General features: G+C 60.0%; 12 protein-coding genes. 3 read left to right on the plus strand and 9 right to left on the minus strand.

The genetic code is table 11. The features are described 5' to 3' along the window. Window positions 1-71: 71 nt before the first annotated feature. On the minus strand, window positions 72-1,001 hold the full coding sequence (locus tag BMZ66_RS20110; RefSeq protein ID WP_092677688.1) for a WD40 repeat domain-containing protein: 930 nt from the start codon (window positions 999-1,001) through the stop codon (window positions 72-74). A gap of 117 nt (window positions 1,002-1,118) precedes the next feature. On the opposite strand from BMZ66_RS20110, the gene BMZ66_RS20115 reads away from it, so the two are divergent. After that, a complete protein-coding gene (locus tag BMZ66_RS20115) occupies window positions 1,119-1,808 on the plus strand; it encodes a 4'-phosphopantetheinyl transferase family protein (protein WP_092677691.1) in 690 nt (229 codons plus the stop codon). Between the two features lie 40 nt (window positions 1,809-1,848). Then, complete coding sequence (locus tag BMZ66_RS20120; RefSeq protein WP_234795177.1) at window positions 1,849-2,427, plus strand: redoxin domain-containing protein; 579 nt, start codon at window positions 1,849-1,851, stop codon at window positions 2,425-2,427. 175 nt (window positions 2,428-2,602) lie between these two features. Here BMZ66_RS20120 and BMZ66_RS20125 read toward each other — a convergent pair whose 3' ends face one another. From BMZ66_RS20125 to BMZ66_RS20155, 7 genes are all read right to left on the minus strand, one after another. Next, the gene (locus BMZ66_RS20125) at window positions 2,603-3,436 is read right to left on the minus strand and encodes a transglutaminase-like domain-containing protein (protein WP_092677693.1); all 834 of its coding nucleotides are present in this window, start codon (window positions 3,434-3,436) and stop codon (window positions 2,603-2,605) included. A gap of 78 nt (window positions 3,437-3,514) precedes the next feature. Then, window positions 3,515-5,242 carry a ubiquinone-dependent pyruvate dehydrogenase gene (gene poxB / locus BMZ66_RS20130; protein ID WP_092677695.1) on the minus strand — a complete coding sequence of 576 codons (1,728 nt, stop codon included), beginning with the start codon at window positions 5,240-5,242 and terminating at the stop codon, window positions 3,515-3,517. A gap of 126 nt (window positions 5,243-5,368) precedes the next feature. Further along, entirely contained in the window at window positions 5,369-6,100 is a 732-nt protein-coding gene (locus BMZ66_RS20135) for a hypothetical protein (RefSeq protein ID WP_092677697.1), read from the minus strand. Further along, complete coding sequence (locus BMZ66_RS20140) at window positions 6,097-6,495, minus strand: GntR family transcriptional regulator (RefSeq protein WP_092677699.1); 399 nt, start codon at window positions 6,493-6,495, stop codon at window positions 6,097-6,099. Before BMZ66_RS20140 ends, BMZ66_RS20135 begins: the two co-directional genes overlap by 4 nt. Window positions 6,496-6,509: 14 nt before the next feature. Further along, window positions 6,510-7,283 carry a hypothetical protein gene (locus BMZ66_RS20145; protein WP_092677701.1) on the minus strand — a complete coding sequence of 258 codons (774 nt, stop codon included), beginning with the start codon at window positions 7,281-7,283 and terminating at the stop codon, window positions 6,510-6,512. Further along, window positions 7,267-8,121, minus strand: a complete 855-nt coding sequence (locus BMZ66_RS20150; protein WP_092677703.1) for an ABC transporter ATP-binding protein — start codon at window positions 8,119-8,121, stop codon at window positions 7,267-7,269. Before BMZ66_RS20150 ends, BMZ66_RS20145 begins: the two co-directional genes overlap by 17 nt. Before the next feature lie 197 nt (window positions 8,122-8,318). Beyond that, window positions 8,319-8,894, minus strand: coding sequence for a PH domain-containing protein (locus BMZ66_RS20155; RefSeq protein WP_177204827.1), 576 nt, complete (start codon window positions 8,892-8,894; stop codon window positions 8,319-8,321). A gap of 340 nt (window positions 8,895-9,234) precedes the next feature. On the opposite strand from BMZ66_RS20155, the gene BMZ66_RS20160 reads away from it, so the two are divergent. Next, window positions 9,235-10,485: a hypothetical protein gene (locus BMZ66_RS20160; RefSeq protein ID WP_092677707.1), complete on the plus strand. Its 1,251-nt coding sequence runs from the start codon at window positions 9,235-9,237 to the stop codon at window positions 10,483-10,485. Window positions 10,486-10,566: 81 nt separating this feature from the next. On the opposite strand, the gene BMZ66_RS20165 is transcribed toward BMZ66_RS20160, so the two are convergent. Then, window positions 10,567-11,721 (minus strand): Gfo/Idh/MocA family protein, encoded by a 1,155-nt coding sequence (locus tag BMZ66_RS20165; RefSeq protein WP_092677709.1) that lies wholly within the window; start codon window positions 11,719-11,721, stop codon window positions 10,567-10,569. Between the last annotated feature and the right edge of the window lie 48 nt (window positions 11,722-11,769).

Below are 11,769 nucleotides of genomic sequence, written 5' to 3' on the forward strand. Positions count from 1 at the left end.
GCCTTTAGCTCTTTTAGGTTATTTCATATGGCCCTGCTTTCGACGGAAAGCCAACAGCCAGTAGCCGTTAGCTAACAGCTCATCACTTCCCATACGGCTAAGCTGCGGTCGTCGCTACACGAAACTAGCCGGTTTTCGGCGCCTGGCCAAACGAGGCGGTTCACCGAAGTGCCGTGTCCGGCCGCCCGCGCCTTGTCTAGCACGCGCAGCAAGTTCATGGTGCCCGCATCCCAGAGCTTAATGCTCTTATCGAGGCTGCACGAGGCCAAATAGCGGCCGTCAGGGCTAAAGGCCAGGTGGTTGATGGTGTACATGTGGGCGGGCACGGTGCCAGTCAGGGCATAGCCCGAGGCCACGTCCCAGCTGCGGATTTGGGCATCGCGCCCGGCCGTGAAAAGCTGCGCGCCGTCGGGCGAGTACGCCACCGAAAAAACCGAATTGGTGCTCTCGCCCAGCGTGAACTTGGTTTCCAGCGAATCGAGGTCCAGAATGCGAGTGAGGGTGTCGGAGCTGCCCACGGCCAACTCGCCGCGGCCTTCGTGCAGGGCCAGGCAGCGCAGGCTTTTGTCGGTAATGCGCAGGAGTTTTTCCAGCTTAAAATCCGGCACCGTCAGCACGGCCAGCGTGCCATCGCCGAGGCCCACGTACAGCCGTTGCCGGCTTTCCGAAAACACCATCTCGAAGATGGCCACCGGGGGTAGAGCCGTGGCGTGCGCCAGCTGCCGCTGGGCCAGGTCGATGGCCTGAATGCCCTGAAAATTGTGCCCCAGCACCAGCAAATTCAGCGCCGGCAGGTGCCGCAGCGCATATACTGAGTTCTGAACGCGGGCCAGCAGCACACCGTCCTGGGCAGGCTCGGCAGCGTCCCAGCCGACGACCATACCATCGGCACTGCCCGAATAAATGGTGCTGCCCGAGCCACCCGTCAGAGCATACACTGCGTCGCGGTGGCCAGCTAAGGTGGCAATTTTGGTAACAGGTGGGCGGAAAATCTCGGACATACGGGCTCCGCAAAGGTAGCTTCGCTGCCAGTTATTCGTTAGCAGCGGCTTACTGTTCGCCGCCAGCTGCCAGATGATGGCCGCCCTCTTGCTGCCTGCACTACCCGCGCCCCACCCATGCCACTTCACTCCCTGCAGCACCTCTCCCCTACCGCCGTGCTTGGCCTGTGGCAGCTCACCGAAACCCCTGCCGAGCTGTGGGCGCAGCTGCCCCAGGCCGCCGCCTACCAAGCCCTAATGCCAGCCACGGCCGATGCCAGCCGGCAAGCCCAATGGCTGGCTGGCCGGGCGTTGGCCCATACCCTGCTACAAGAATTGACTGCCGCCACGGCCGCCGATATGGTGGTGCACAATGATGCCACCGGCCGGCCGTGGCTAGCAGGCCCGACCCATAATTTAACTCTATCCTTGTCGCACTCGGGGGAGTGGGTGGCGGCGGTGCTGGCCGCCGGCGGACGCGCGGGCGTCGACGTGGAAATAATTCGCGATAAGGCCCAGCGGTTGGCCAGCAAGTTCCTGAGCACCCTGGAGTGGGACGATGCAGCCGCGGCGGCCCTGACCGCGCCCGAGGCCGCCAACACCCATTATACCCGCCTGTGGAGCGCCAAGGAAACGCTCTATAAGCTGGCTGCGCAGCGCGGCATTATTTTCAAGAAACAACTCCTGCTGAGTTCTTTCGTTCCGGAGGAATCCGGCGAAATCCCTGCTACGTTGGTATTAGACTGTGCCGAGACCCGGCACTGCATTTGCTACTGCCAGCCGGCGCCCGGCTACGTTCTCACGTATTGTCATGAATCATTTTCGTAACCTGCGGCGCTTTCCTACAAACATGCCTTACCTTAACGCCATGTCCTTCCGCCGAATTTCTACCATCGCTGCCGTAGCTCTGCTCTCCGGCACCCTGGCAATGGGTGTGGCCCGTGCCCAAACCGGTACCGTTACCGATTTCACCCTCAAGACCGCCGCCAACGCCGACGTCTCCCTCAAAAGCTACGCCGGCAACAAGGCCGTGGTGGTGGTGTTCCTGAACCCCGCCTGCGCCTTTTCCCGCCTGTACCAAGAGCGGCTGGCTTCCCTCAGCAACAACTACCGCAGCCGAGGCGTGGAATTTCTGTTCATTAACGTTCCCATCAACCTCGACGCCCCCGGCACCGCTGCCCCCGGCGAGGTAGAGCTGCCCACCCTCACCGATGCCAGCCAGCAAGTGAGCAACCTGCTCGGCGTGAGCAAAACCGCTGAGGCCGTGGTGCTGCAGCCTAGCGCCGGCGGCTTCGCCATTCGCTACCGCGGCGCCATCGATGACAACCCGCAAATGGCCGGCAGCGTGCAGCAGCCCTACTTAAAGCAGGTACTGGATAACGTGCTGGCCGGCCGCCCAGCCGGCGTAGCTGATAAGCGCGCGGCAGGCTGCTTGATTAAGCGTTAAGCAGCACCTCACCCCCTGACCCCCTCTCCAAAAAAGAGGGGGCACCGGCTTTGCACAAGCAAAATGTCTATAACGAAAAAGCCTGCTGTAGAGCAGGCTTTTTCGTTATAGAGCAATCAAAAGCATTTCTGGTGCCCCCTCTTTTTTGGAGAGGGGGTCAGGGGGTGAGGTTCCGCTACTCCAAAATTCCCAGCAGCACGGCCACTTCCGCTGCTTTCCCCGGCTCCTGCAGCTTCTCGAAGCTCATTTGCAAATTGCGCAGGGCCCGGCGCACGATGTCCAGATTAGTGCAGGGCTCAAAAAACATCGGATTCGACGAAATATTGAGCTGGCTGACATAGTGCTCGATATCGGTGCGCGAGAGCACCAGGCCGCGGTTGTAGCAGTTGATGTAGAACGGCTCGGCGCCCGGCAGCTCGGGGCGGAAGGTGAGCACGAAAAGATTGGGGAGGTTCACCCCAAACACCGGCAGGTGCAGGCGCTGAGCCACCAATAGGTAAATCACACACAGCGTGAGTGGATTGCCGCGCTTGGTCTCAATCACACGCTGCAGCATGGAGTTGGCCGGCGAGTGGAAATGCTGGGTGTTGGCCGCAAACTTGTGCACCCGGAACATCACGTAGTTCATCACCTGCACCTGGTCGGCGGGGTGCATTTCGGGGCGCATGGCCGTCCAGGCTTCAAAGCGGAGCTGCTCGATGGCGCGGTTCAGGGCCTGCAGGTCGGCATCGGGATATTGGTAAGTGTTCAGCAGCCACATGCCCTCCAGCAGGTCGGTGGCGCCGGCTTCGCGCCACACGCGCAGGCGCTGCTGCAAGCCCTCAAACTGCAGGTGGTGAATAAGGTCTTCGAGGCGCTGCTGCTGCTGAGCATCCAGGGTTTCTTCCCACGACTCCTCCAGAAAGGGAATGATGCTTTCCCCCAGGTTCTGAATTTTGTCCTGGATTTGGGGCGCCACCTCCGGGTCGTCGAGCAGCGAAATAAGGGCTTTGATTTCTTTGTTTGTCATTGCACAGAAAGAAGGGCAGGGCAAATTTACGCCCGTCCGCCATTTTTAGCCCCTTCGGGCCTTTTTTCAACGTTTCTGCTACCGAAACAAGTTCGTTTTGGCCATCTCCAAAAGCTCGCCCCCGCGGCCGTCCATCAGCGCCTTCATGGCGTAGATACTGAAGCCGCTGGCCTGTTTGGCTTCAATGCTGGGCGGCATGCTTAGCTCCTGGCGTTTCACCACGGCATCGACCAGCGCGGGGCCGTCGTGAGCCAGGGCCTCGCGCAACACGCTTTCCAGCTGGCCCGGGTCGCTCACGCGGAATCCGCGCAAGCCGGCCGCCGCAGCTACCGTGCTAAAATCGGGGTTGTCCAGCTCGGTGCCGTATTCCAGAATGCCGGCTGCTTTCATCTCCAGCTCCACAAAACCCAAGGACGAGTTGTTGAAAACAACGATTTTGACCGGGATTTTGTGCTGCCGAATGGTGAGCAGCTCGCTGAGCAGCATGGCCAGGCCACCGTCGCCACACATCGCTATCACCTGCCGGTGCGGCTGGGCCAACGCAGCGCCGTAGGCCTGCGACAGGGCATTAGCCATGCTGCCGTGCACAAACGAGCCGATGAGGCTGCGCCGGCCGTTCATGTGCAGGTAGCGCGCCGCCCAAATGGTGGGCGTGCCCACGTCGCAGGTAAAAACGGCGTCCTCGCTGGCCAGCTCGTCCAGGAGCCGGGCTACGTGCTGGGGATGCAGGCTGGTGTCGCCGGGCTCGCCCGTGGCCAGCTCGGCCAGACTGATTTCGTCGGCGCGGTGGCGTTCCTGGGCTTCGGTCAGGTGGTCGGAGTTGTTGCGGGGCGTGAGGCGCGGCAGCAAGGCGCGCAGGGTGGCGGCCACGTCGCCCACCAGCCCGATTTCCACGCGGGTGCGGCGGCCTATGTGCTCGGCGCGGGTGTCTACCTGCACCACGCGGGCATCGTCCGGCAAGAATTGCCGGTACGGAAAGTCAGTGCCGAGCATCAGCACAGTGTCGGCATCCAGGAGAGCGTGGTAGCCGGCGGGCATGCCCAGCAGGCCGGTCAGGCCCACATCGTAGGGGTTATTGGGCTCCACAAACTCCTTCCCGCGCAGGGCGTGCACCACGGGCGCATGCAAGGCCGCAGCCGTTTGCAGTAGCTCGGCGTGGGCCTCGGCGCAGCCAATTCCCGCCAGGATGGTCACCTTTTCGCCGGCGTTGAGCAGCTCGGCGGCCTGGCGAATATCGGCCTCGGAAGGATGCAGGGCGCTGTGGCGGCCCAGCGTGGGCAGCCGTACCTCGGGCGCTTCAGTCTTGAGTTCGGCCACATCGCCGGGAAATACCACCACGGCCACCCCGCGCTTGCCCAGCGCCGCGGTCACGGCACATTCAATGGTGCGCACGGCCTGCTCGGGCACCGATATCAGCTCGCAGTAATGGCTGCATTCCTGAAACAGCCGCTCGGGGTGGGTTTCCTGAAAATAGCCGGTCCCGATTTCTGCGCTCGGAATTTGGGCGGCCAGGGCCAGCACGGGCACGCGGCTGCGGTGGCAGTCAAACAAGCCGTTGATGAGGTGGGTATTGCCGGGCCCACATGAGCCGGCGCACACCGCCAGGTCGCCGGTGAGGTAGGCCTCAGCGCCGGCAGCAAAAGCGCCGCCCTCTTCGTGGCGCACCCCGATAAACTCGATGCCTTCGCGTGCCCGAATGGTTTCGGTGATGCCGTTCAGCGAGTCGCCCACCACCCCAAAAACGCGCTTGACGCCGGCGGCCTGCAAGGTGTCGATAATGATTTCAGCAACGGATTTATTAGCCATAAGAATACAATTAGTCCTCATGGCTGTACGCAAAAGCAAAAGGCCCGGCAGGTTTTGCCGGGCCTTTTTACATATTTGAAACGCATCAGATACCTACCGTGGGGCTTAGCCGGTAGGCAGCCTCCCCTAGCGCGCCAAGCTCGCGAGCGCCGCGCCCGACATTGTAACCTGGGCACTGTCGCCAAACTGCCAGCGGAGCTTGGGCAGGGCCACATTCTCAGCATTCAGCTTGCCGCGCTTGTCCACCCGAATATCGGTCGAAGCCAGCGTATTGGAGGAATTCAAGTCGAGCTGAGCGGTGCTGCCGGGGCTTTGGCCCACGCTGGCCCGCAGGTGGCCAAGGTGGTTATTGACTAGCACCACCCGCGCAGTACCGTCTTGCACCAGGCGCATGCTGTCCTGGGTGAAGCCCTGCACCACCAGCATGGCGAAGTTGGGATAGTGCTGCGGCAGCTTTTTTTCGACCCGGCCATTCACCACATACGTGGTGCTAGCCGTGAGCACATCCAGGCGCGGGCAGCGAATAATCACGGCATTGCCTCCGCCCTTAAACTTTACTTCTTCGGCAAAATTCAGCGCAACCGTCAGCTCAGTGCCTTCCTGGGTGATGCGTACGAAGTCTGCCGCCTCTTTGCTCACATACACCCCAAACGGGCCTTCTTCGATGCGGGCACTCAGCAGACCCGCCCCCGGCAGGTGCACGGTGCGGAAGTTGCGCTGCGACTGCAGGTCGTAGTTCAGGACCGGGTTCTTGTAGGCTCCCAGGCGGTACTCGTTGCGCAGGGCGGCGTTGTAGGCGGTGAGGGAGCCCAGCAGCAGCAGGCCCGCGGCGGTTAAAAACTTCAGGCTGTTTTTCATGATTGGGGAGCGAGCGTGGGTTGAGTCTCGGGGTGTTCGGCCAGGAAATCGGCGTAGCGCTGCTGAATCTCGGGCAAGCCCACGCCCAGCAGGCGCATGTTGCGGAAAAAGGCGGGCAGCTCCTGCTGCAGAAAACGGGCTTTGCGCTGCTCCTGCACGCGCTGGGGTCCGTCGAGCGCCACAAAAAAGCCGATGCCTCGCTTGTTGTAAATCACCTCCTGACCTTGCAGGTGCTCGTAGGTGCGCATCACCGTATTGGGGTTGACTTGCAGGTCGCCGGCCAGCTCGCGCACCGACGGAATCTTGTCGTCGGGGGGCCACTGCCCCCGCAGGATGTGCTCGCCCACGTACCCGGCAATTTGTAGGTAGATGGCTTCGTTGTCGTTGAATTCCATATCGATACCCGCGCTTAAAGTTGTTTCTCGTTCAGTCGGGCATAGGCGCTCAACCAAAACAGCACGGCCAGTGCCAGCGCCAGTATTCCGAATAAGGCCGTCTGGCTGTTGCCCAGCGCCAATGAAAACACTTGGTCACCTTCGCGCAGCGTCATGTCGGCAAACGGAGGCGCGAATCGAATATCCGGAGAAAGCAGCCCCTTCAACACCTGGAAATTGAGCACCGAACACACTGCAAGTAAGCCAAATGCCGTAAAAGCGGTTCGGATGACGTGCAACCGCTGGAAGTAGATGGCGCCCCACAAACTCACCCCATGTACCAGGGCAAAATACAGCAGTATGCTGTTGAGGTCTCCGGGCCGATTCGAAAAATCAAGCAGTAGGCCCGAAACAATCCCTCCGGCCAGTTGGATGGTAAGGGCATCGACGGCAAAAAATACGGCTGTGAACACGACCAAGAATACCGGCAGCGAGAGCAACCACACCACCAGGTATTTCTCCAGGTGCGAGGCAGGCAAAAGCAGTGCTGGAACTGCCCGCCGTTGGTCGCCCAAAGCCTCAAATACCGTTGAGGTAAAGACTGCCCCCGACAACATCAGAAAAAATGAGAATAATGCGACCTGTGTGTTAGCCTCTAAGGGCTGGCGTGCCAGGTAGGTGAGCCCGCCCAGGGCCAGGGCCAGCACCCCGGCCAGCACGCCCGTGCCCATGAGGTAGCTGCGCATGTGCTCGCCAACGTGCTTGCGCAGCAAGAGCCCAAAGCGGGAAATGTTAAAATGCTGGTTCATGAGAAGTTTGAGTTAAATAGGTTGCCAAAGCAGTATTGCCGCTGACCAGGGCATTGAATAGCAATTCCAAGTCGACGCGGCTCGGCAGCCCGGCCGGGTTGGGCCAGATGCCGTGCTGCCCGCGCGCCGAAGCTTCGGTGTAGAGGGCGGGTTGGGCTTCGTCGGGGCGGGCGGCGCCGAAACGAAGGCGTTCGGTGAGGTCGTCCATGCTGTGGTTGAGCACAATGCGGCGGTCGTGCACCACCACCACGGTATCAATCAGCGCGTCGAGGTCGCGGACCTGGTGGGTCGAGATTATCACGCAGCGCTCCTCGCCCAGGGCCGAGGCCACGATTTTGCGAAACTGCGCCTTGGAGGGGATGTCGAGACCGTTGGTGGGCTCGTCCATCACGAGCAAGCTGGTGTTGGCCGCGAGCGCGAAGGCAATCATGAACTTCTTCTGCTGGCCAAACGACATGGCCGAGAGCTTGGCGTGCGCCGGCACTTCCAGCTCGCTCAGGTAGCCGCTCAGTTGGGCGCGGTCGAAGCGCGGGTAGAAGGGCGCCGTGCTGGCCACAAACTGCTCCCCCGTGATGGCGGGCATGTGCACCTCTTCGGGCAGAAAAAAGAGGTCGGCTAACACGCTGGGCCGCCGCAGGGCCGTGGCCTGCCCGTGCAAGGTGCAGGCACCCGACCAGGGAAAGGCCAGCCCCACAATGCACTTCAGCAGCGTGGACTTGCCGGCCCCGTTCTTGCCGAGCAAGCCGTAGATGTGCCCCCGCTCCAGTGACAAGTTGAGGCTTTCGAACAGCGGCACCCGTTTGGAGTACCCAAAATGAAGGTCTTGGATGCGAACCATGAGCTCATTGTTTTAGTGTACTAATTATCTAGTACACCACAAACATAAGGTTAAGAATTGAATGCGATTCATTCTCTTTAAAAAAATTCTGCTAATCAGCCATGCGAACGACCCTACAGGCACAGCCACCAGATATTCGGGGCATAAAAAAACCTCACCCAAACGGAATGAGGCAGTTGCTGAAGACAAGAAAGCTGCTAATAAACCGGGAGTGCTGCGTTGCCCCGCCGGTCGTACCCAGTTTGATGGAGTGAAGTTTTACCTGATGATTTTCGTTGCTGGTCAGTTTTTAACGGTTTGTCTGGAAGCGGACCGTTGGGCTCAACCGGCGAAGGTTCGTAGCTGATTTTAATTTCGCGGCTGGTTAGTCCTGTAGCTTGTTCCCGGTTTCGGAGCAGGTGCTGGCCGGCATACTCAGCCTCTCGTTCCTTGGCAAAATCGTGCAGCTTGCGGGCCTGCGACTGGGGCAAATAGCCCATTATTTCAGTAACCCTGGCTGTTTTGACTGTGATGTTGGCGCTGCTGACATTTCCGACGAATTGCATGGCCTGCACATCTTCCCACAAGTAGGTTTTGAATTCCATGCTCAAGCCGAAGTTTCGCAGGCGGCAAAAGATGATGCGCATGGGCGTCACGGCCACGCAGTCCGGGAAGGCGTTGAACAATGGTTTTTGCTGCACGGCCACGTATTCAATCTCCTCCCCAGCGGCGAGCAGAACAGTAACATTGCCCATCAGCTTTTCAACTGTTTTAGGGTCTTGACCTTCAGTCAAATAATGAGTACACGAGACCATTATAACAAGTACGAGGTTTTAGGATAAATAGTAGTGCTCCAGCTGATATAGTTATCACTAAGCTGAGGTAATGCGGCCTTCGGCTCGTGCTCCTGCTTACTTATTTGACGATTTTCTTCCAGTGACGGGCCTCCCCCCTTTCCAGCACCCATGCATTTCGTTTGCAACCAGATGCCAATAGGGATAACCGCAGTACAGTCGAGCAGAAATGATTATTGTATAGTTCTCATTTAGTGGTGCAAAGGTGAATTGGCTGCGATAAACAACGCAAAGGCCAAAATTTTCTTTTTTATTTGACTTTTCACCGTCCTTCTACCAAGTGCCCCACATTTCCCCTCGCTTACATACTGCCCTTCGCAATGCTGTTGCGGCCCGCTTTGGCCAGCCCCTGCTCTATCCCAGCCACTGCGACGCGCTGGAAGCAGAGCTGCAGAAAGCCGGAGGCACAGGCACACGGCGCCTAAGCCCCAGCACCTTGCGGCGGTTTTTTGGGCTCGTAGACAAAGAAGGCGGCTACCATTTGCACACCCTCGACACCCTGGCACGCTACGCCGGACACAGCAATTTCGCCGACTTCGGGCGCGCTGTTTCCAGCCTTGCGGAGTCCGAGCCAACGACAGCGGGCGCCCTCACCGATATTCCGGAACTGCTGGCCATGGAGCGCCTTTCCTGCCCTGAGCGCCTGTTGCTGGGCAACTTTCTGGGGCGCGTGTCGCGTCCCTCCGAGCCTCGGGGCACGGCCAGCCCACTGGCGCTGCGGCTGGCTGCCCATCCGGCCGGCCAAGTGTTCTTCGTTGAATCGTTCGTGGATTTAGCCCACCTCAACGGAGCCTACGGCGAAGTGCTGCGCGAATACCTAAAGCACAAGCTTACCGCCGAGGCCAAGCTGTTCGGATATAGCACGCTCTTTTTGGGCGAGTTTCTGGCGGAAGACGAAGCCGCTTGGCGCGCCCGGTTGCCGGTGCTGCTGGCCCTGCCCGTGCCCGCCGAGGTTCATGCTTTTCCGCGGGGCCGGCGCGCCTTCGCCGAGCTGGTTGCGGCCTGGCACGACGCTCCCCAACAGCCCTTGCCCCCCGCTACGCTGGCCCGGCTACGGCGCGAAGCTGCGGCGGCACCTCCTTCGTTGGCTCCAGCCCCGGCGTTGCCCGCTTTCTACAATCATTTTCCGGCGGGTTACCACTTCTTCGTGGCTGAGGCTTTGTTTCTGACCGAGCAGTTTGGCCCGCTACTCGAGTGGCTGGAGTTCACCCAGCTTCAGTTTCCCGAGTTGGCCACGCTGGAGCAGAACGTGTACAACGAGCTGCTCCGCGCCTTTAGGGCCGTGGCAGAGCTTCGCACCGGCCATGCCCGCTCCGGCAACATGGGGATGCACCTGCTCTTTCAGCTGGAAAGCCACAGCTGGTTGCTCGACTATTACCAAGTGCATATCTGGCTTGTAGAGCTCCACCTCGCCGACAAAACCGATATCACCGAAATCGCCCGGCTTCAAAATAAAGTGCTGGAGTTCTCAGCCCTGCACCGCATGCCTTTCTTCAACCGGGTGGCGCAGCAAATAGCGGCTGGCTCCTAAAAGCGCGGCTGCCCCGTAGTCGAAGCAGCCGCGCCCAACTAGCTTAAGTTGGCCTCAGAATTTATCCCGCTATGCTGGAAGCTACACCTTCACGGGCTTGCCCTTGCGCGCCGACTCGTAGATGGCCATAATCAGCTTGATGTCGCGCAGGCCTTCCTCGCCGGGGGTTTTGGGTGTTTTGTTTTCGAGCACGCACTCGGCCATGTGGTCGAGCTCGGCGGCAAACTGGTTGCCTTCCTTGATGCTGGGTTTCATTTCGCCATCGGCTTTGCCAATGGTCATGTTGTGCTCATAGTAGTCAGTAGCGGGGTCGAGGTCGAGGAAGGCTTTCTCGCCAAAGGCCCGGAAGCGCTTCACCGTTTCAATGCTGTAGGCACTGGTGCAGGTGGCCAGCACGCCGCTGGGGAAGCGCAACGTGAAATGAATCTGGTCTTCTACTTCCTTGAAGCGTGGGTCGGAGTGGTCGGTCGACTCCATGGCCATCACTTCCACGGGCTCTTCGCCGGTGAGGTAGCGGGCGGCATTGAGCGAGTAGATGCCGATGTCCATGAGCGAGCCGCCGCCGGCCAGCTTCTTCACCACGCGCCATTCGTCGGCCTTGTCTTCGGTGGGTTTCACCTGCCGGCCGTGGTCGGAGGTAACGTAGCGCAGCTTGCCCAACTCGCCCTTTTTGATGCGGTCAATGGCCTCGAGATTGAACGGCTCGAATTGGGCACGATAGGCCACCATAAGTTTTTTGCCAGCCTTGCGGCAGGCATCAATCATGCGTTGGCACTCGGCCACGGTGTTGGCCATGGGCTTTTCGGTGAGCACGTGCTTGCCGGCCTGCGCGGCCCGCACCACGTACTCGGCGTGCATGCCGGGTGGCAGCACCACGTACACCACGTCCACGGCCGGGTTGTCCTTGATGCTGTCGAAATTCTGGTAGCTGTAGCAGTTCTTGGCATCTACGCTGTACTCCTTGGCCAGCTTCTGCATCTTTTCGGGCGAGCCGCTCACCAGCGCAGTGATTTTGGCGTGCTTGCTTTCCTTGAAAGCGGGCATCATTTGCTCCTGGGCGTATTTACCAAGGCCTACAATGGCAAAACCAACCTTGCGCTGGTCATCGTTTTGAGTTGGGGAAGCTGACATAGGAAGTGCAATGGCCGGGCCGGCAATGGCCGCAGTGGCGGCCGTCAGGCCCGCCTGCCGCAGAAATTGCCGGCGAGAATTGGTGTGGTTAGAATCGGTAGACATCAGGCAAACATTAAACTGTGCTGCCTGTGGAAACGAGCGGAACCGGGA

This window comes from Hymenobacter arizonensis (genome assembly GCF_900115775.1).
GTDB classification, from domain to species: domain Bacteria; phylum Bacteroidota; class Bacteroidia; order Cytophagales; family Hymenobacteraceae; genus Hymenobacter; species Hymenobacter arizonensis.

Bases quoted from the DNA above. Each gene is read 5' to 3' on its own strand.
- BMZ66_RS20110 (WP_092677688.1), bottom strand. From the start codon at position 1,001: ATGTCCGAGATTTTCCGCCCACCTGTTACCAAAATTGCCACCTTAGCT.
- BMZ66_RS20115 (WP_092677691.1), top strand. From the start codon at position 1,119: ATGCCACTTCACTCCCTGCAGCACCTCTCCCCTACCGCCGTGCTTGGC.
- BMZ66_RS20120 (WP_234795177.1), top strand. From the start codon at position 1,849: ATGTCCTTCCGCCGAATTTCTACCATCGCTGCCGTAGCTCTGCTCTCC.
- BMZ66_RS20125 (WP_092677693.1), bottom strand. From the start codon at position 3,436: ATGACAAACAAAGAAATCAAAGCCCTTATTTCGCTGCTCGACGACCCG.
- poxB (WP_092677695.1), bottom strand. From the start codon at position 5,242: ATGGCTAATAAATCCGTTGCTGAAATCATTATCGACACCTTGCAGGCC.
- BMZ66_RS20135 (WP_092677697.1), bottom strand. From the start codon at position 6,100: ATGAAAAACAGCCTGAAGTTTTTAACCGCCGCGGGCCTGCTGCTGCTG.
- BMZ66_RS20140 (WP_092677699.1), bottom strand. From the start codon at position 6,495: ATGGAATTCAACGACAACGAAGCCATCTACCTACAAATTGCCGGGTAC.
- BMZ66_RS20145 (WP_092677701.1), bottom strand. From the start codon at position 7,283: ATGAACCAGCATTTTAACATTTCCCGCTTTGGGCTCTTGCTGCGCAAG.
- BMZ66_RS20150 (WP_092677703.1), bottom strand. From the start codon at position 8,121: ATGGTTCGCATCCAAGACCTTCATTTTGGGTACTCCAAACGGGTGCCG.
- BMZ66_RS20165 (WP_092677709.1), bottom strand. From the start codon at position 11,721: ATGTCTACCGATTCTAACCACACCAATTCTCGCCGGCAATTTCTGCGG.